15 protein-coding genes and 1 pseudogene are annotated in these 18313 nt (G+C 63.6%); 4 read left to right on the top strand and 12 right to left on the bottom strand.

Features of this window, described 5'->3' with window-relative positions:
- Nucleotides 1-15: 15 nt before the first annotated feature.
- Nucleotides 16-2211 carry an EAL domain-containing protein gene (locus LGH83_RS16680; RefSeq protein WP_227399611.1) on the bottom strand — a complete coding sequence of 732 codons (2196 nt, stop codon included), beginning with the start codon at nt 2209-2211 and terminating at the stop codon, nt 16-18.
- Nucleotides 2212-2772: 561 nt separating this feature from the next.
- Here LGH83_RS16680 and LGH83_RS16685 point away from each other — a divergent pair.
- Nucleotides 2773-3427: pseudogene (locus LGH83_RS16685) on the top strand (phytochelatin synthase family protein).
- 27 nt (nt 3428-3454) lie between these two features.
- On the opposite strand, the gene LGH83_RS16690 reads toward LGH83_RS16685, so the two are convergent.
- On the bottom strand, nt 3455-4222 hold the full coding sequence (locus LGH83_RS16690; RefSeq protein ID WP_227399612.1) for an ABC transporter ATP-binding protein: 768 nt from the start codon (nt 4220-4222) through the stop codon (nt 3455-3457).
- The gene (locus tag LGH83_RS16695; RefSeq protein ID WP_227399613.1) at nt 4219-5070 is read right to left on the bottom strand and encodes an ABC transporter permease subunit; all 852 of its coding nucleotides are present in this window, start codon (nt 5068-5070) and stop codon (nt 4219-4221) included. Before LGH83_RS16695 ends, LGH83_RS16690 begins: the two co-directional genes overlap by 4 nt.
- A gap of 110 nt (nt 5071-5180) precedes the next feature.
- Here LGH83_RS16695 and LGH83_RS16700 point away from each other — a divergent pair, with 110 nt between their 5' ends.
- Nucleotides 5181-6128, top strand: coding sequence for a sulfonate ABC transporter substrate-binding protein (locus LGH83_RS16700; protein WP_227399614.1), 948 nt, complete (start codon nt 5181-5183; stop codon nt 6126-6128).
- A 22-nt stretch (nt 6129-6150) separates the two neighbouring features.
- Here LGH83_RS16700 and LGH83_RS16705 read toward each other — a convergent pair whose 3' ends face one another.
- Nucleotides 6151-7392 carry a lytic murein transglycosylase gene (locus LGH83_RS16705; protein ID WP_227399615.1) on the bottom strand — a complete coding sequence of 414 codons (1242 nt, stop codon included), beginning with the start codon at nt 7390-7392 and terminating at the stop codon, nt 6151-6153.
- Between the two features lie 157 nt (nt 7393-7549).
- Between LGH83_RS16705 and LGH83_RS16710 the strand changes: the two genes are divergently transcribed.
- Both LGH83_RS16710 and LGH83_RS16715 read left to right on the top strand, forming a co-directional pair.
- Entirely contained in the window at nt 7550-8647 is a 1098-nt protein-coding gene (locus tag LGH83_RS16710; protein WP_227399616.1) for a lactonase family protein, read from the top strand.
- Nucleotides 8648-8691: 44 nt separating this feature from the next.
- Nucleotides 8692-9072, top strand: coding sequence for a YidH family protein (locus tag LGH83_RS16715; protein ID WP_227399617.1), 381 nt, complete (start codon nt 8692-8694; stop codon nt 9070-9072).
- Between the two features lie 10 nt (nt 9073-9082).
- Here LGH83_RS16715 and treZ read toward each other — a convergent pair whose 3' ends face one another.
- From treZ to LGH83_RS16755, 8 genes are all read right to left on the bottom strand, one after another.
- The gene (treZ, locus tag LGH83_RS16720) at nt 9083-11020 is read right to left on the bottom strand and encodes a malto-oligosyltrehalose trehalohydrolase (RefSeq protein ID WP_227399618.1); all 1938 of its coding nucleotides are present in this window, start codon (nt 11018-11020) and stop codon (nt 9083-9085) included.
- A 128-nt stretch (nt 11021-11148) separates the two neighbouring features.
- The gene (gene dhaL / locus LGH83_RS16725) at nt 11149-11793 is read right to left on the bottom strand and encodes a dihydroxyacetone kinase subunit DhaL (RefSeq protein WP_319799565.1); all 645 of its coding nucleotides are present in this window, start codon (nt 11791-11793) and stop codon (nt 11149-11151) included.
- Entirely contained in the window at nt 11790-12797 is a 1008-nt protein-coding gene (locus LGH83_RS16730; protein ID WP_227399619.1) for a dihydroxyacetone kinase subunit DhaK, read from the bottom strand. The genes dhaL and LGH83_RS16730 overlap by 4 nt, the downstream gene beginning before the upstream one ends.
- A gap of 16 nt (nt 12798-12813) precedes the next feature.
- Entirely contained in the window at nt 12814-13581 is a 768-nt protein-coding gene (locus LGH83_RS16735) for an SDR family oxidoreductase (protein WP_227399620.1), read from the bottom strand.
- Nucleotides 13582-13632: 51 nt separating this feature from the next.
- Nucleotides 13633-14448: a DeoR/GlpR family DNA-binding transcription regulator gene (locus tag LGH83_RS16740; RefSeq protein WP_131114528.1), complete on the bottom strand. Its 816-nt coding sequence runs from the start codon at nt 14446-14448 to the stop codon at nt 13633-13635.
- A gap of 61 nt (nt 14449-14509) precedes the next feature.
- On the bottom strand, nt 14510-15538 hold the full coding sequence (locus LGH83_RS16745; protein ID WP_227399621.1) for a substrate-binding domain-containing protein: 1029 nt from the start codon (nt 15536-15538) through the stop codon (nt 14510-14512).
- 46 nt (nt 15539-15584) lie between these two features.
- Nucleotides 15585-16589 carry an ABC transporter permease gene (locus tag LGH83_RS16750; protein ID WP_227399622.1) on the bottom strand — a complete coding sequence of 335 codons (1005 nt, stop codon included), beginning with the start codon at nt 16587-16589 and terminating at the stop codon, nt 15585-15587.
- Nucleotides 16579-18162, bottom strand: a complete 1584-nt coding sequence (locus tag LGH83_RS16755; RefSeq protein ID WP_227399623.1) for a sugar ABC transporter ATP-binding protein — start codon at nt 18160-18162, stop codon at nt 16579-16581. Before LGH83_RS16755 ends, LGH83_RS16750 begins: the two co-directional genes overlap by 11 nt.
- Nucleotides 18163-18313 lie beyond the last annotated feature (151 nt).

Raw genomic sequence — 18313 nt, forward strand, 5'->3', positions numbered from 1 at the left:
GGCGCGGTGACGGCCTCAGCCACGTCCGTTTCGTTGGGCGCCCCCCGCGCGCGACAGACGCTTTGCCAAAACATCCGGATCGACCGCTTTGCCGAACCAGTGTCCCTGGCCCACCTGGCACCCCATCGCTCGAAGCATATCGGCCTGAAGCTTCGTCTCGAGGCCTTCGGCGATCACCGTGACGTCGAAGTCCAGCCCTATCGAAACGATCGCCCGGACGATTGCGGCATCGTGCTTATCGGTCAAGATGTTGCGGACGAAGCTTTGGTCTACCTTGAGAGAGGTCAGGGGAACGCGCCGCAGCGAACTCAGCGACGCAAAGCCGGTTCCGAAATCGTCGAACGCGATCCCGACTCCAATATTGCGAAGCTCTCGAAGCGGCGAGAGCATGGCATCGTCGTTTTGTAACGCGATTGTTTCTGTTACTTCGAGTTCAAGAGAGTCCGGAGTCAGGTCATGACGGGCGAGAGCCTCCGTCACGACCTTCGCGAGATTGCCTGACCGGATCTGCGCTCCGAACAGATTGACGCTCATCTTCAACGGAGGAATTCCGTCTTGACGCCAGGCGGCCGCTTGGCGACAGGCCTCCTCGAGGGTCCACCAACCCGCATGCAGAGCCAGCGAGCCTTCCTCGAGTCCATGCATGAACGATTTGGGCAGAAGAAGGCCGCGCTCCGGATGTTGCCATCGCATCAAGGCTTCCACGCCGACGATCGCGCCTGTCGCGAACGAGACCTGCGGCTGATAGAATAGGCGCAATTCATCGTGTCTGATCGCGCGTCGCAAATCGTCCCGAAGCATATGCCGGGCCGCGACGCGGTCGCGCATCGGGAAGTCAAACAGGCGGAAGTGACGACCGCCGTCGTTTTTGGCGCGATAGAGGGCCAGATCGGCGCTGGCGATCACCTCATCCCGGTCTGAACCGTGGTTTGGCCAGATCGCACCACCCACACTCGCGCCAATGATGACGTTATTGCCCGACACGTCGAACGGCTTGGCGAAGACATCGAGAAGTTTCGACGCTTGTCGGCCGAATTCGACCGCATCCGCTACATCCGGAAGCACGACCAGGAACTCGTCGCCGCCCCAGCGCGACAGGATGGCAGCTTGATCGAGTGCCGCCGTCAGCCGCAGCGCGATGGTCTGGAGGAGCGTGTCGCCGGCCGCGTGACCGATGTGATCGTTGACCTCCTTGAACCGGTCCAGATCGAGCATCAGCACCGAAAACCGCGTCTCGGAGGCCATCAAGCCGTCCAGGTATTCGTTCAGGTGCCTGCGATTGACAAGACCCGTGAGGGGATCGTGATGGGCGAGCCGCAAGAGGCGCATATCCCGCTGCCGCCTCTCGGTGATGTCCCGCATGACCGAGCCCATGCCGAGGCCCGAAGGGCTCTTCCACTGGAAAAACGAGAATTCGATCGCGATTTCGTGGCCATCGCGATGAACCGCCGGCAACTCGATCGTCTTGCCCGACATTCTTGAGGGCGCCCCCTCTCGTATCATTGCCATCGCATGGGCGTGATCCAGCCTAAACCGCTCCGGGATGATGAGTTCGACATTGCGACCGACAATCTCGGCGCGACGGTGACCGAACAGAAGCTCGGCTGCCTTGTTGGCGAACACCACGATGCCGTGCTGGTCGGTCGACAGTAAGGCGAGATCGGTGGTGTCGGCGAAGGCCGTCATCGTGCCGCTCACGAAGGCGTCGCGGCGCTTCTCGATCAGCCTCATGGTTGTATGCGAGGCCTGACGGAGAAGATCGCGTTCGCGGTCGGACAAGGGCAGTCGCGGCTTTGTATCGACGATGCAGATCGAGCCGATGCGAGATCCGGTCGCCGTAATCAGCGGTGCTCCCGCGTAAAATCGAATGTTCGGATCCCCGATCACATAGGGATTTTCGGCAAACCGAGCGTCAAGCCGTGCGTCGGGTACGACAAGGATATCGTCGGACGAAATAGTATGGCTGCACAAGGAGAGACGCCGCGAGATGCTCAGGCCGTCGATCCCCACGGCGGCCTTTAACCACTGGCGCTCGCTTTCGATCAAGGACACGAAGGCGATCGGGACATCGAAGATCCCCGCGACGAACCCGACGATGTCGTCGAACTCGGCTTCCGGCTCACTGTCGAGGATGCGGAAACTATCCAACTCGCGCAGACGGGACTCCTCCTGCGAATCTCCGCAACCGCGACGGACATCAGGCGCCGGCACAGCCGCTCTCATTTGCCTGGCGATCAACGCTGATAGTCGGGTTGGACCACACCATCTTGAGGGCTCGACATCGTCTGTCTGCCGTCGCCATCGTGCCCGGAAAAGACCCGGTTATTGTCAAATTGCAGCTCCGTCGTGACGACTGTTTGATAAGGACAATTACCTGCAAGTGTGCGCGCGCAGACATTAATGAATTATACCGTATAGCGGATTCGTATCGCTACGTCGACCTCGCGAAAGCGATATGTGATCAATCGCCACCGTCGATCGTTACAAGTACACGGGAGTCCTGCACGTCCAGGTGGCGGCCGTGGTGGCAACGCGCTTGAGGATGACCGGTTGAATGGCTGAGATGGAGGATGAGCGACAACATCCATCCGATCTTGGTTTGCTGCTATAAAGTCGCGGCACCTGCACGACGGTCAAGGATCCTGCTACGCTATCACTGAATGACGGCTCGCAACCGTTACGGCCATCTCGGCGCTCGGTCGCCGGAAAGGACCAGCCGTGTCACCATTCTCAAGCCGTTTGCTTCTCTGCTGGGTGCTGTCGACGACCGGCGTGTCGGCGGAAACGCTGGCGCTTCCGACCCGGCTCATTGATCTTTCGTCTGATCAGGGGGAGGCTCTGCTTCTCGAGACAAAGCCTCTCGATGCCTACCTGCCGATCAGCGTCGCCTTCGAGACGCAAAAAACGCAGGCCTATTGCGGTGTCGCCAGTCTCGTCATGACGCTCAACGCGCTGAAAACGCCCGCGCCCAGCAGCCCGCCCTACCAACCCTATGCGGTCTTCACGCAAGATAACGTGCTCGACCAAAGGACCGAATCGGTGCTGCCGCGCGACGTGCTGGCTCGCCAGGGTATGACACTCGATCAACTCGGCGGCCTCTTGGCTCTGCATCCCTTGCTCGTCGAGGTGCATCATGCGGCCCCCGGCGGCCTCGACGTGTTTCGCAAAACAGCCGGCGATTATCTTTCGACCAGAAAGCATGTGGTCATCGTCAACTATTTGCGGAAATCGCTGGATCAGGAGCGGGGCGGCCACATTTCGCCACTAGGATCGTTTTCTCATCTTGGATGTTGCGCGCTACAAATATCCGCCCGTGTGGGTCATGGCATCAGACCTGTTCGACGCCATGAATACGATCGATTCCGATAATGACGGCAAGACGCGAGGCTATGTGCTCGTGGCGAACGGAGCCGGGGCGCAGCGCTGAGGGCATCTCGACGAGTGGCGCGTCCGCTCAGGTCGACATGAGTTGCGTCAGCAATCGCTCCTCGAGATCAAGCGCCTCGACATGGCGGGTCGGGCGCGGCCGCGGCGCCGCATTGAGAACATCGAGCGTGATGGCGCCATCTTGCAGCACGATGATGCGATCGGCCAGCCGAACCGCCTCGGCCACGTCATGGGTCACCAGCACGGCCGTGAAACCCTGTGTGGTCCAGACATCAGCCAGCAGCGTCTGCATCTCGAGCCGCGTCAAGGCATCGAGGGCGCCGAGCGGCTCGTCGAGCAGCAGCAGGCCAGGGCGGCTGACCAGCGCCCGGGCTAGCGCGACCCGCTGCTTTTGCCCGCCGGAGAGAACGGTCGGCCAATCCTGGGCGCGCGCCTCGAGCCCGACCGCCCGGAGTGCGTCGATCGCGAGGCTTCGGCCAGCCTGCCGCGGGACCTCGGCCTTCAGACCGATCTCGACATTATCGAGCACACAAGCCCAAGGCAGCAGGCGCGGCTCCTGAAAAATGATGCGGGCGTTGCCGGGCTGGGCCGGCCCGCCGTCGAAGGTCAGCCGTCCCGCGGTGGGCTGATCGAGCCCGCAGATCAGTCGCAGCAAAGTGCTTTTGCCCGAGCCGCTGCGCCCGACGACGGCCAGGAACTCTCCGGCCGGAACGTGCAGCGACAGCCCCGATAGGACATGGGTGCCCTCGAAGCTCTTGCCGATCCGGTCGATCGCGATTGACACGCCCTTCGTGGGCGAGGCGACAACTGCCTCCTGCCGTGGAGCGAGGCTCATGGCGCGCTCGACGCGGGCGAGGCGCGCCACGGCATGCAGAGGCGCTCGACCCACGTTGCGGCCTCGTCGGCCAGCTTGCCCAAAAGCGCATAGATCACGATCGCCATGACGACGATGTCGGTCTGCATGAATTCCCGCGCCTGCATGGCCATGTAGCCGAGGCCGGATTGAGCCGCGATGGTTTCGGCGACGATCAAGGTTAGCCACATGATGCCGAGGCCGAATCGGATCCCGACGAAGATCGAGGGGAGAGCGCCGGGAAAAATGACGCGTCGAAACAGCGTCGGGAGCGACATGCCATAGCTCCGGCCCATCTCGATCAACTGCGGATCGACCGAGCGGACACCATGGAGCGTGTTCAGGTAGACCGGGAAAAAGACTCCCAGCGCCACCAGGAAAAGCTTAGCGGATTCGCCGATGCCGAACCACAGGATGACGAGCGGGATCAGCGCCAGATGCGGCACGTTCCGAAGCATCTGCAGGGTCGTGTCGGTGAGCCGATAGCTGAGGCGGGAGAGGCCGTTCGACAAGCCGAGTATGAAACCGATACTGCCGCCAACCACGAATCCGGTGATGGCTCGCAGAAAGCTGACCGCCATATTGGCCGGAAGCTCGCCCGTCAGGGTCGTCTTCCAGGCCGTCATGAGCACCGCAGAGGGGCGCGGCAGGATTGTATCGGGCACGAAGCCGAATTGGCTGGCGAGCTGCCAAGCGAGGAGCAGCACGGCCGGGACCAACCAGCCTTGCAGGTGCGACGCGACATTCCCGACCGCCAACGGAACGCCTAAGCCGAATTGGCGAAATGGCCTCACCTCGTTCACGCCAAGGGCCCTGGACCTGTTGCTCATGCCTCATTCACCCGTCGTCGCAGCCACTTCTATAAGTTGACAAAATCAATAGACATTGCAAGTTCCAGTTGGGTCTTGGGTGCTATGCCGTAACGGATGGAGACTTTTCGATGGTCGGACATGTGCGTTTCATCGCCGCGATGGTGGTTGGAGCCGCTACTCTTCTCTGCGAGGTTCCGGCCCATGCCGCCGATCCGGTGGTGCGGATCGGCTATCAGAAATACGGAACGCTGATCCTGCTGAAATCGAGGGGTGAACTCGATGCCAAGCTGAAGGCGATCGGCTACGGCGTGACCTGGACCGAGTTTCCAGCGGGACCGCAACTGCTCGAAGGGCTGAATGCGGGCGCGATCGATATCGGTGCGACCGGCGAGGCACCGCCCATTTTCGCGCAAGCCGCCGGTGTGCCGATCGTCTATGTGGCGAGCGAGCCGCCTGCGCCATTGGGTGAAGCGATCCTGGTTCCGAAAGACAGCACGATCCGCGCCGTTTCGGATCTGAAGGGCAAGTCGGTGGCGCTCAACAAGGGGTCGAACGTCCATTATCTGCTGGTCAAGGCGCTCGAAAGGGCCGGCGTCGCCTACACGGACATCAAGCCGGTGTTCCTGGCCCCCGCCGATGCGCGGGCCGCTTTCGAGCGCGGCTCCGTCGACGCCTGGGCGATTTGGGATCCCTATTATGCGGCTGGACAGGTCGGCACGGGCGCCAGGACTCTGGTGACCGGGACCGATCTCGTCCCGAACGCACAATTCTACCTCGCGTCGAAGACCTTTTCGGCCAAGAACGCGAAGGCGATCGACGTGGTGATCGCGGCTCTCGACGACACCGACCAATGGGTGAGTGCGCACCAGGCCGAGGCCGCGGCGCAACTAAGCGACGCGATTCATATTCCGGCTTCGATCATCGCGACCGCGCTCGGCCGACAAAGCTATGGCGTCGCTCGCATCACGACGGGAGTCGCGGCCGAGCAGCAGAAGGTGGCCGACGCCTTCGCGACATTGGGGTTGCTGCCGAAGTCCGTCAGCATCGCCGACGCGATCGCGACGCCGGTCCCTTGAGGATCGCGGCTGGCGCGGTCGGCTACTGGCTCGACAGGGCGCGGAGCAATGCGCTCGTCGGGTTGCCGTCCGGCACCATCTTGATGCGGGCCTGTGCCAGCCGGATCGTGTCCCGCAAGGCGAGACTGATCCGGCCTTCGCGATTATCGACCGGAAAGCCGAGAGCAACGAGGCGCGTCTGAAGGGCGATCCGATCCGGTCGCGACATGGGTACGGCCGTCGGCCAAGCGGCCTCGATGGTCGCGCCGCCCTCCATGCGGTCCGCCAATTGCGCGACGCTCAGCACATAGGCGTCGGAGAAATTATAGGTCTTCAGCACCTCGAAATTCTCGGTCACGAGGAAGGCGGGCCCAGATGCGCCAGCCGGAAAGAACAAGACGGCGTCGCCCGGGCTTTGGAGCGGCGAGCCGTCGGCGCGCGTGACGCCGCGCGCGGCCCAGTCCGCAAAGCTGCCCCGGCCGATCGCAACATCCAACCCCTGCGGCAGCTTCACCTCGAAGCCCCATGGCCGGTCGGGTCTATATCCCTGCTGACGCAGAAAATTAGCGATGGATGCGAGCGAATCGGGCACGCTCCCCCAGATGTCCCGGCGGCCGTTGCCGTCCTGATCGACGGCATATTTGACGAAGCTCGAGGGCATGAATTGCGGTTGCCCCATCGCACCGGCCCAGGATCCGACGAGATCCTGCCGCCGCACGTCACCTTTTTGGAGCAGGTCGAGGCAAGCCAGCAGTTCGGCCCGATACAGCGTCGGCCGGTAGTTCATGGCCGCCAACGTCGCCAGCGAACGCACCACATCCTTGCGCCCGGTCGAGGCGCCATAGTTGGTTTCGAGGCCCCAGACCGCCACCAGAAGGGATCGCGGTACACCGTAGCGGCTCTCGATCGCGCTGAGATCGCTGGCCCAGCGGGCCTCCTCAGCGCGACCGGCCGCGACCCGCGCTGGCGTGACTTGCGCCGCGAGATACGCGCCGATGGGTTTGGCGAATTCGGGTTGCGAGCGGGTCAGCGGCGCCAGCGCAGCATCCGGCGTCATGGCCGCGAAGGTGGCGTCAAAGACCGCGCGCGAAACACCCCGGCTCTGAGCTTCCGGCCAAATCCCCTCGAGAAATGCCTGAAAGGCCGTCGTGTCGATCGCCACTATCGCGGGTTGCGCCATCGATGCGGATGCGGCCACGCCCGCAAAGGGAAACAGCAGGGTCAGCGCACAAGCGGCCACGATGAGGGGTGTCTCGCGAATGAGGCGGCCGGTTCTCTGTCGCATCGATTCCCCTTTGTCGCGCGTGGTCGCGCAGCCTTACCCGAATGGATCGATCGAGGAAACACGAGCGTCGGTCGAGCCCTGCATGGATGGTGGACTTCCCGCGCCGCGTCCTGACATAAGGTTTCGGGACAAGACCGCAGCGGGGGAGACGACGTCTTTGAGCACGAGCATGATGGTGGTCGGCAGCCTCAATCGTGACACGCCGTATTTCGGTACCGCGGCCGGCGTCGGATTGTCCGTCTTCCGCTTCGATTCAGCGGTCGGCACGGCCGAGTTGCTCTGCGAGGAGCGCGGGATCGACAATCCGACCTATCTCTCCGTAAAGGCGGCCACCGGCTGCATCTATGCCGGTTCCGAAGTGTTTGGCTGGCACGAGGGAACCGTCACGGCTTTCCGCTTCGACGCGGCGACTAACCGCCTCCATTATATTAACAAGCAACCGAGCCTTGGGAGCACCACGGCGCATACCGGCCTCGACCCGGACGGGCACCATGTGCTGGCCGCCAATTATGCGCTGGCGCCAGCCGGGGAAGGGCCGGATCGTGCCGTTGTGATATTCCCGGTTCGCCCGGATGGCGGCCTCGGCGCGCCGATATCCAGCGTTCGCCATGTGGGGCAGGGGCCGAATGCCGAGCGTCAGGAGCGGTCACACGCGCATTGCATTCTGCCGAGCCCGGACGGCCGTTTCGCAATCGTGGCCGATCTCGGTCTCGATCGTCTGTTCTCCTATCGGTTGTCGGAGGGACACCTGTCGGAACCGGCCGCGGCGAGCCTCGCGCTGACGCCGGGCTCCGGGCCACGCCATTTCCTATTCCACCCCAACGGGGACATCGCTCTTCTGGTTGGCGAACTCGACTCGACCCTGACGTCGCTGCGCTACGAGGCCGACACGGGCACGTTCCAGATGATCCAGACCGTGCCGATGCTGCCGCCCGATTTTACTGGGCCGAGCGACGCCGCCGATCTGCAATTGCATCCGGCCGGTTTCGTCTATGCGTCTAACCGGGGCCACGACAGCATCGTCATCCATAGGCTGGACGCGGATACCGGCCATCTCACACCGGTTGGCCACCATCCGTGCGGCGGGCATATTCCGCGCAACATCGCGATCGACCCCACCGGGACGTTCCTGCTCGTCGCCAACCAGAAGAGCGACCGCATCTCGATCTTCCGCATCGATGCAGCGAGCGGGACCTTGTCGGATCATGGCTCCCTCGCGCACGGCACGCCGATGTGCATCAAGTTCATGGTTTAGCCGACGCTGCGTTGAGCCGGTCCATTCTCGGTGAGGCGAACACGATGATCGAGCGATACAGCGACCATGCGGCTAACGAGCGACCGTTTCTGGCCTGGGTCCGAACCGCTATATCGATCATGGCGTTCGGGTTTCTGGTCGAGAAATTCGACCTCTTCCTTGAGATCGCGAGCAAGTCGTTGGCGGGACGCCCCCTTTCGGTGAGCGGGCATGCCACCGGCAACGTCGCGGGTCTGATTCTGATCGCGCTCGGCGGCGCGACCATGATCCTGGCGACGATCCGCTACCGGAAGACGGCCCGCGACATCGACAGCGCGGACGTCCGGCCAGGGAGCGGAGCGAGGCTCGACGTCGCGCTCGCGGCGATGCTCGTGTTGCTCGGGGCGGCCTTGTTCGTCTACCTCGTCTACACCGTCGTGGTGTGACCCCTTCACCTCAGGTCTGCGGAGGGGCCTTGCCGGTCCGGTCATCCGGAGAGCTCGGTGGGTCGATCGGCATGCTGGAGGCTACCTTCGGATCGACGGGCCGCATCACGATCGCGCACTGGCCGGGAATGTGCCAGCCTTTTGCAGTCTCGACGTCAGGCGTGCCTGTGCCTCCGTAAGCGGGGTCTTCGCTCGACCACTGGACCGCCCAGGCCTTCCCGCGCGGAGGTGCCACGAGCGGTTCCGAAAAGCCAGGCCGATTGAGGTCGCGGCCGAGATTGACGATCATCAGCCGGTCGTCTCCGTCCCGCTCCAAAAACCGCACCAGAAAGGCATTGGGGGCCAGAACGGCGCCATCGGCCGCCGGGCGGTGATGCGAGTTGAAGGCCCGGTCGTCCCGCCGTAGCCGCAACAGGTCGCGGTGCATGTTGAGGATTTCGGCATTGCGCTCCACCTCGCTCCAATCGAGCTTGCAGATCTCGAAGGTCTTCAGCGATTCCGGATCGGGCAATTGGGCCTGACTGGCGGGCGTCGCGAGGCTTGGAAACTGCGCCAGATATTGATGCCGTCCGGCCCGCACCAATTTGGCGAGGTCGGGATGATGATCGGCAAAATAGCGAAACGGCGCCGAGGCCCAGAATTCCTGTCCTTGAAACAGCATCGGCGTGCCGGGCATCAGGATCGAAAAAGCCGTGATGGCGCGGGCCGTGGCCGGGCTCGTCACCTGATGCAGACGCAAACCACGGGCAGAATTGGCGACCTGGTCGTGGTTCTGCGTGAAGGTCACGAAAGCGTCGGGGTTGAGGTCGAGCGCCGGGGTGCCCCGCGGCTCGCCGGAGGCGCCATAGATCTGGCCTTGGAACAGATATCCGTACTTGGCGGCCGAGATCAGCTCCTGCGGACTGCCCTCGTAATCCTTATAGTAGAATTCGCTGCGTCCGGTGGCCGCCACCATCGCCGAATGATGCAGATCGTCGTTCCACACCGCGTCGAGCCCAAAGCCGCCCGCCTCGGCGGGACGAACAAGATCGGTGTTCTGCGGCTCGTTCTCGGCCACGATGATGATCGATCGTGATCCGGCTGCGGACCGGGCCGCTCGACCCAGCGCCGCGACGACGTGATCGGCGGAATCGTCGTAGATGTTCTGTGTCGCGTCGAGGCGAAGACCGTCGAAATGATATTCGGCGATCCAATAGGCCGCATTGCTGATCGTGAGATCGCGCATGCCATGGGCGTTGGGTCCGTCGTAATTCAGGGCTTCGCCCCAATCGGTCTTATGCCGATCGGTGAAGTAGTCCTTGGCGAAGGTGTTCAGAAAATTCCCGTCGGGTCCGATGTGGTTGTAGACGACGTCGAGGATCACGCCGAGGCCGATGCTGTGCGCCGCGTCGACAAACGCTCTGAGGTCGTCGGGCTCGCCGTAGAGGCGGGTCGGCGCGAATAGGTCGACGCCGTCGTAGCCCCAACCGAAGCGGCCCTGAAAGTCGTTGACCGGCATCATGTTGACGACCGTGATGCCGACCTCCTTGAGGAACGGCAGCTTCTTGGCGGCAGCGGCCCAGCTTCCCTCGGGCGTGAACGTGCCGATATGCATTTCGTAGAGCACTTGACCATTGATGGTCAGGCCGGTCCACGCCTGATCGGTCCAGCCGAAAGCTGCGGGATCGACGACCTGCGAGGGTCCCATCGGGCGCTCAGGCTGAAAGCGCGAGGCGGGATCGGGATATAGCATGGCATCATCGTCGAGCCGGAACCGGTAGCGCGCGCCAGCCGCGAGGCCCGCGATCGTTCCGGCAAAGTAGCCGTCCTGGTCGGCCGCGAGCGGATGCTCGCCACCGTCGAGCACCACCGACACACGCTGGTGCGACGGCGCCCAGACCCGGAACGACACGCCATCCGGCACGAGTTCCGCCCCAATCGGAAACCGTCGCGGAAGGGGATGAGTCATGGAGAGGTCCTCGGTTGGGCTGGAGGCTTATAGCTGTGCCTGAGCCACAATCGAATGACCATGCCCCGTTGCGAGTTCCCGCCGCGCGTCGATCGGCACGACAAACAACAACGCGGACGACGCGTCGTTTACAATCGTCGCTTTAGCCCCTCCGCCAAGGCACGCAGCAGCAGCCGGCAGGAGGCCGCGCCCGCATCGTGGAAGCCGCGCGACCGCTCGCCGAGGCGGCTGGCCCGGCCGATCTTCGCCACCATGTCGCGGGTCGACTCAAAACCCGCATCGGCAGCCGTCTCCAGCGCCGTGAGGCAAGCCGCAAAGGCCTCGCCGCGCGCCGCCGCCGCATCGAACGCGGCCGAAGCTGGGGCGAGCACGTCCACCAGCGATTTGTCGCCCGGTTTGGCTTCGCCGAGATCGGTCACAGCCGCGATGCCCTTGTGCAGCATTCGCCCGAAGTCGTCCCGGTCGAGGCTCGTCTTTCCCTTCATGAAGGTCGACATGTCGAGGAAGAAGCTGCCGTAGAGCGGCCCCATCGATCCACCGATCTCGTCCAGCAACGTTTCGGCCAAGGTCGCGAAGCCCTCGCCGAGGCTCTGCGGCGCTACCGCGAGCTTCTGGCCCGTCATGCGGAAACCCTTGCTCATGTTAACGCCATGGTCCCCGTCGCCGGTCGCCCCATCGAGTTCGCTGAGATAGGCCGCATGGGCCACAATGGCCGTCACCATGTCGTCGAGGATGGGTCCGGCGGCTTTGAGATCGACGCTGTCGGCCATCATTGAGCTCCTGTCACGGTCAAGCCGATCGAATGCGCCGGGGCGGCGATCAGGCGGTCGAGTTCCGCATCGAGCCGCGTCACGGTGATCGAGGCGCCCATCATCTCGAGCGAGGTGAAGTAATTGCCAACGAAGCGATGCCGGATCGTGATCCCATGGCTCGCCAGGATTTCGACGACGTGCCCGTAGAGGATGTAGAGCTCCATGACGGGCGTCGCGCCGAGGCCGGAGACCAGCACCGCGACCTCGTCGCCGCGCTCGAACGGTAGGTCCGGCACGATGGTGTCGAGCATCAGGGCCGCCATATCCTTCGCAGGCTTGGTCGGCATCACCGCGATGCCCGGCTCGCCGTGGTGGCCGATACCGACCTCCATCTCGCCGTCCTTGATGATGAAATTCGGCTTGCCGGCGGCCGGGATCGTGCACGCCGACAGGCCGATGCCGACGCTGCGGGTGTTGTCGATCGCCTTCTGGGCGACCGCGATCACGGCGTCGAGATCGGCGCCCTCTGCGGCCAGCGCCGCCGCCGCCTTCCACATAAACACCTCGCCGGCCACGCCGCGCCGCTTTGATCGCTGGTCCGCCGGGGCCGAAGCCGCGTCGTCATTGGCCACGACGGTTTTGACGGTCAGCCCCTCGCGTTCGGCCAGCCGTACCGCCATTTTGACGTTCATGTTGTCGCCGGCGTAATTGCCATAGAGACAGGCGACGCCGCGCCCGCCATCCGCCGCCTTGAAGGCGGCTTCGAAGGCGCGAGCAGTCGGGGATGCGAAAACCTCGCCGATCGCGACGGCATCGACGAGCCCCGGGCCGACGAAGCCGACGAAAGCGGGCTCGTGACCCGATCCGCCGCCCGTCACGATGCCGACGCGGCCCTGCTGCGGGACCGCGACGGCGCGGATGACCCGACTGTGACTGGTGCGGGCGAGAAGATCCGCATGCGCGGCCGTGAGGCCGACGAGCGCATCCTCGACGACATTATCGGGATCGTTGATGATCCGGTTCATGCTGAGATCCTCGTTGTCATTGAATGGTGTAGCCGCCGTCGATGGCGAGATCGGCGCCATTGATCATCGCGGCGGCCGGGGTCGCGAGATAAAACGCCGCAAGCGCGATCTCTTCCGGTTGAGCGAAGCGGCGGGACGGAATGAGCTTCTTCATGGCCTCGCCGACGTCACCGGCCCAAGCCTTGCGCCCGAGTTCGGTCTCGACGACGGTCGGGCTGATGGCATTGACCGTGATGCCTTTCGGGCCCCATTCCAAGGCCAGCACTTTGGTCATGCCGACGATCGCGGCCTTGCTGGTGCAGTAGGCCACATGGGATTGCAGCGCCACCGAGGCGGCCTGCGACGCCAGATTGATGATGCGGCCGGAGCCCTGCTTCAGCATGTGCAGGCCCGCTGCCTGCGAAAACAGGAAGGGCGCCGTCAGATTGATCTGCATCGTGAGATCCCAATCGGCGCGGGTCGCCGCCTCGGCGGGTGCAAGGCGCGCGACTCCGGCATTGTTGACCAGGATATCGATGCGGCCGAATTCCGCCGCGATCCGATCGATGCTCCGCTTGGGCGCGCCATCCTCCGCGACGTCCGCCTCGATCCCAAGATGACCGTGTCCTACGAGCGCGGCGGCGGCGGCGACCACCTTGGGGTCACGGTCGATGAGGGCCAGCCGCGCGCCGCGTTCGGCAAACAGAGTCGCGATCGCGAGACCGATGCCGCTCGCGCCGCCGGTCACGACCGCGGTCTTGCCGGTCAGCGAAAAGGCCTTGTCGAAGGTGAAGTCGTCGGACACGAAGTTTCCTTTCTGGTTCGGTGACGTGGTGGAGATGTCAGGCGCGGGTGATCAGCACGGAACGACGGTCAGGTTGACCTTCTGGTCGCGAAGGCGTTGTCGCTCGGCCTCTGGCAGTCCATCGTCGGTGATGACGTCGTCGAAAGCGTCGAGACCGATCAGCCGGTTCAGAGCCGTGACGCCGAACTTGCTGCTATCGACGATCAGGACCCTACGGTCGGCGACGCTCATCAAGGCGCGTTTGATCTTCAACACCTCATCGTCCTGATGAAAGACGACGCCGCCAAAAACGGCGGAGGTCGACATGAAAACCGTGTTGGCGCGCAGCGTCGCGATGACGGTCTCGCAGGTGAGCCCGAAAAACGCGTTCAGCCGCGCATTGTGGGTTCCGCCGAGAGCGATCAGCTTGATGCCATGCGCTTCCTTCAGCCGGTCGATCATGGCGAGGCCGTTGGTGATGACCGTCAAGGGCGTCAGGCGGGACAAATGCGGCGCGATCATCAGGGTGGTGGTCGATTCGTCGAGCAACAACGTCTGACCGGGATGGACCAGCGCGGCCGCCGCGCGGGCGATGGCGGTCTTTTGCCGCTCGGCGAGATGCGAGCGATAGCCGAAACTGCTCTCGACCGAACTCGACTCGTGCAGCGTCACGCCGCCATGCTGCTTGCGGACCATGCCTTGTTCGGCCAGGGCATCGAGGTCGCGATGGATGGTCATGCGGCTGACGCCGAAGCGGGACGCCAATTCGTCGACCTGCGCCGAGCCCGAGCGGATGATCTGCTCGAGCATCAGCTTGCGCCGGTTCTCGATCGCGCGTGCGCCACGGGCCGGGTCGGAGGTGAGAGGGTCCGCCGCGCTCGTCGGCAAGGCTAGCTCCAGTTCAGGTCGGCACCGGGGACACAGAATGCGCCCCCGGCTAATCTAGTGTTTACTGGTTGGCATAGTCGCCCGAGGCGAGGTTCTGCTTCACCAGCTCCGGCAAGCTTTCGATGAACTTGTCGGAATGGTCGAACAACTGGTCGTAATACTTATCCACCGAAGCCTTGGTGATGCCGGGCATTTTCAGCATCATGAGGGCCGGCGGCTTCTTGCCATTCAGGTAGTCGATCGCGACCTGCATGGCTTCGCCGAGTTCGAGCGCGCCATTCTGCAGATTGGTCTGGACCATGTCGCCCGAACGGAGGGCGCGGAGGCCATCCTTGATGCCGTCGACGCCGGAGACGGGAATCTTCCCGTTCATGCCCTTTTCCTTCAGGGCTTGCACGGCACCGATCGCCATATCGTCGTTTTCGGAGATCACGCCATTGATGTCCTGGCCATAGCGTGACAGCCAATCCTGCATCAGCTTATAACCCTGCGTCCGGTCCCAATTGGCGGTCTGCATCGCCAGGACCTTGATGCCGGTGTTCTTGGCCAGGATGTTCTGCACGCCCGTCGTGCGGTCCGTCGCGCCGGATTGGCCGATCGGGCCCTGCAGGACCACGACATTGCCCTTGCCCTTCAGCGCATCGACGACCGCCTGGGCCTCCTGTTCGCCGGCCGCGACATCGTCCGGCCCGAGATAGGCGACGAGCTGCTTGGCGGCCGGACCCGAGATGCTGGCATTGGTGGCGAAAACCGGAATGCCGGCCTTGACGGCCTGATCGATCTGCGGACCGAGCGTGGAGGAGTTCACCGGAACGATGACGATCGCATCGACCTTCTGGTTGATGAACTGCTGGATCTGCGAAATCTGCGTGTTCACGTCGTCCTTCGCGCTCTGCCACAACAAGGTCGTGTTGCCGGCTTTGGCGACGGCCTCGGCGCCCTGTTTGCCCCAGGCGATGAAGGAGGTCATGTTGTAGACCGTGAAGCCGATCGTGGGGTGAGCTTTGTCGGCCTGAGCCGGCGCGCCCATCAGGGTCGCCGCGCCCGCCAGAAGAAGCGCGGCCAAGCCGCTGCGCCTTGAATGCGTCATTCGATGTTTCCTCCAGTGTTTTTTTGGGTCGTCCACGGTCAGACGATCAGTCGTCTTTCCGATTCAGGGTGGAGTCGATGAAGACCGCTCCGATGATGATCACGCCCTTGATGATGAGCTGGTAGAAGGGCGACACGTTCAGGATGTTGAGGCCGTTATCGAGCACGCCGATAATCATGAAGCCGAACACCGTGCCGAAGATGCTGCCGCGACCGCCCATGAGGCTGATGCCGCCGATGACGGCGGCCGCGATGGCATTGAGCTCGTAACCCGCGCCGGTGGTCGAAATACCGGCCGTGGCGCGCGAGGCCAGCACGACGCCGGCTAACCCGGCCAGCAATCCCGATAATGTATAGACCGTCAGCCGGATACCGCGGAGATCGACACCCGCGACCCGCGCCGCCTGCGGGTTGCCGCCGGTCGCGTAGATGTGCATGCCAAGGCGGGTTCGCGACAGCAGGATCCACGAGCCGAGCACCGCCACGATCATCAGAAGCACCGGCACGGGAAACCCATAGATGTCGCCGCTGACCGCAAGGAACGGGTCGGACAGGCCGGAGATCGGCTGGCCGTCACTCAAGACATAGGCGATGCCGAGCGCGATCGTCATCGTCCCCAGCGTCGCCACGAAGGCCGGAACGCGGGCGACCGCCACCAGCAAACCATTGGTGAGGCCGATCGCGCCGCCGGCCAGCACGCCGGTCAGCACCGCCGCCACCGTGAAGCCGACGCCATCCCGCTGCGCCACCAAGGCGGCCGCGACGCCCGCCATTCCGACAACGCTACCGACCGATAGATCGATTCCTCCGGTCAGGATCACGTAGGTGGCCCCGGTCGCCAGCAGCGCATTGGTCGAGACCTGCAGCAGAACGACGTTGAAGTTCGAGAGTGTGAAGAAGCTGCCGTTCGAGACGCCCAGCACGCCGACGAAGACGATGAGGATCAGCACGAGCGCGTAGCGCAGCAACAGGTCGCGGAGGTTGAAGCGCGACGGCGGCGCCATGGGGACCGTGAGGGCGGCCGTCGAAACGGGAGCGTCGCTAGGCTGCATGTTTGGTCTTTCCCATGGCGAAACGCAGGATGGCTTCCTGGCTCACCTCGTCGCGGGACAACTCGCCCGCGATGGCGCCGCCGCGCATCACCAAAATGCGATGACTAAGATTGATGAGTTCGGGCATGTCGGAAGAGGCGAGCAGAACCGCGACACCACTATCGGCAAGTTCCTGGACGAGTTTGTAGATTTCGCTCCGGGCTCCGACGTCGATGCCGCGCGTCGGCTCGTCGAGGATCAGCAGCTTCGGCGTACCGGTCACGAGCCAGCGCGCGATCGCGATCTTCTGCTGGTTGCCGCCGCTGAGATGAGAGAGCGTCTGCGTCAGCTTGGAATATTTGACGCGGGTGCGCCCTAGCACGTCCAGCGTGCGGGTGCGGCGCTCCGCATGGTCGACGAAACCGGCCGCGTTGGTGAACCGATCGAGATGCGGCAGCGTCACATTGTCGAGGATCGACAGCGACGTCAGGACGCCTGCGAGCTTGCGATCCTCCGGCACCATGGCGAGGCCGCGCCGGATCGAGGCCGCGGGATTGCCGAGCCCGAACGGTTGGCCATCGACCGAAACCGAGCCGGTGGCGCGCCGCAGCCCGAACAGACCTTCGAGCAATTCGCTGCGGCCGGCGCCGACGAGGCCACCAAGGCCGACGATCTCGCCCGCCTTCACGCTGAACGAGGTCGACGCGCCGTAACCTGCGACCCGCAGGTTCTGCACCTCCAGAACCGTACGGTCGGAGCGTGAGAGCTTACGGTCCGGAAACAGATCCTGGACGTCGCGCCCGACCATGTCGGCGATGATCTGCCGCTCCGTGAGGGCGCTGGTCGGGTCGTGCCGGATGAAGGCCCCATCCCGCATGATCGCGACCGTATCGGAGATCTGCTCGATCTCTTCCATGCGATGGCTTGTGTAAAGAATACAGGCTCCGCGTGAGCGCATGACGCGGATCACGCGAAACAGCTGCTCGGTTTCGCGCGTGCTGAGCGAGGAACTCGGCTCGTCCATGAGCACGATGCTGCTGTCGCGGGAGGTGGCCTTGATGATCTCGATCATCTGGGTCGAGGCCACGCCGAGGCGTCGCATCGAGGCCTGCGGGTCGATGTCGAGACCGAATTCCTCGAGCAGACGACGCGCCTCGGCCACCATGTCGCCGCGACGCAGGAAGCCGAACACAGACGTCTTCTCGCGCCCGATCATCAGGTTCTCCCACACCTTCATGTCTGGGATGGGCAGCAATTCCTGCGGGATGATGGACACGCCGAGTTGCTGAGCATGGCGCGGATCGAAGATGTAGACCGGCACGCCCTTGATGGTCAGGATGCCCTTATCGGGCGCGAGTTGGCCCGAGATGATCTTGAACAGGGTTGATTTGCCGGCCCCGTTCTCGCCCGCCAGCACGTTGACGGTGCCCGGCTCGAACCGAGCCGTGATATCGCGCAGCACGGGAATGCCGTCGAAGCCTTTAAACAGGCCATTGAACGCCAGGGCCGGACCAGACGGGAGCGCGTCCGGCGTGGCGGCATGAGAGGTGAGTCGTTCCTCCTGCTTCGGCTGATCGGCTGATCGCTGATCCATCACAACGTTTCCTCGCTGGCATCGTCATCTGGTGTGACGTTTTTCGAGCCAGAGTGTTTAAATCACATTCTCTAGGACAAACGTAACATTGCAATGTTACCCGTCAAGCAAAATACACCGTCGCGGTTATCGGGCGACATAAGTGGTTTGG

Origin of the sequence: Lichenihabitans sp. PAMC28606 (assembly GCF_020616535.1) — a bacterium.
Taxonomy (GTDB): Bacteria; Pseudomonadota; Alphaproteobacteria; order Rhizobiales; family Beijerinckiaceae; genus Lichenihabitans; species Lichenihabitans psoromatis.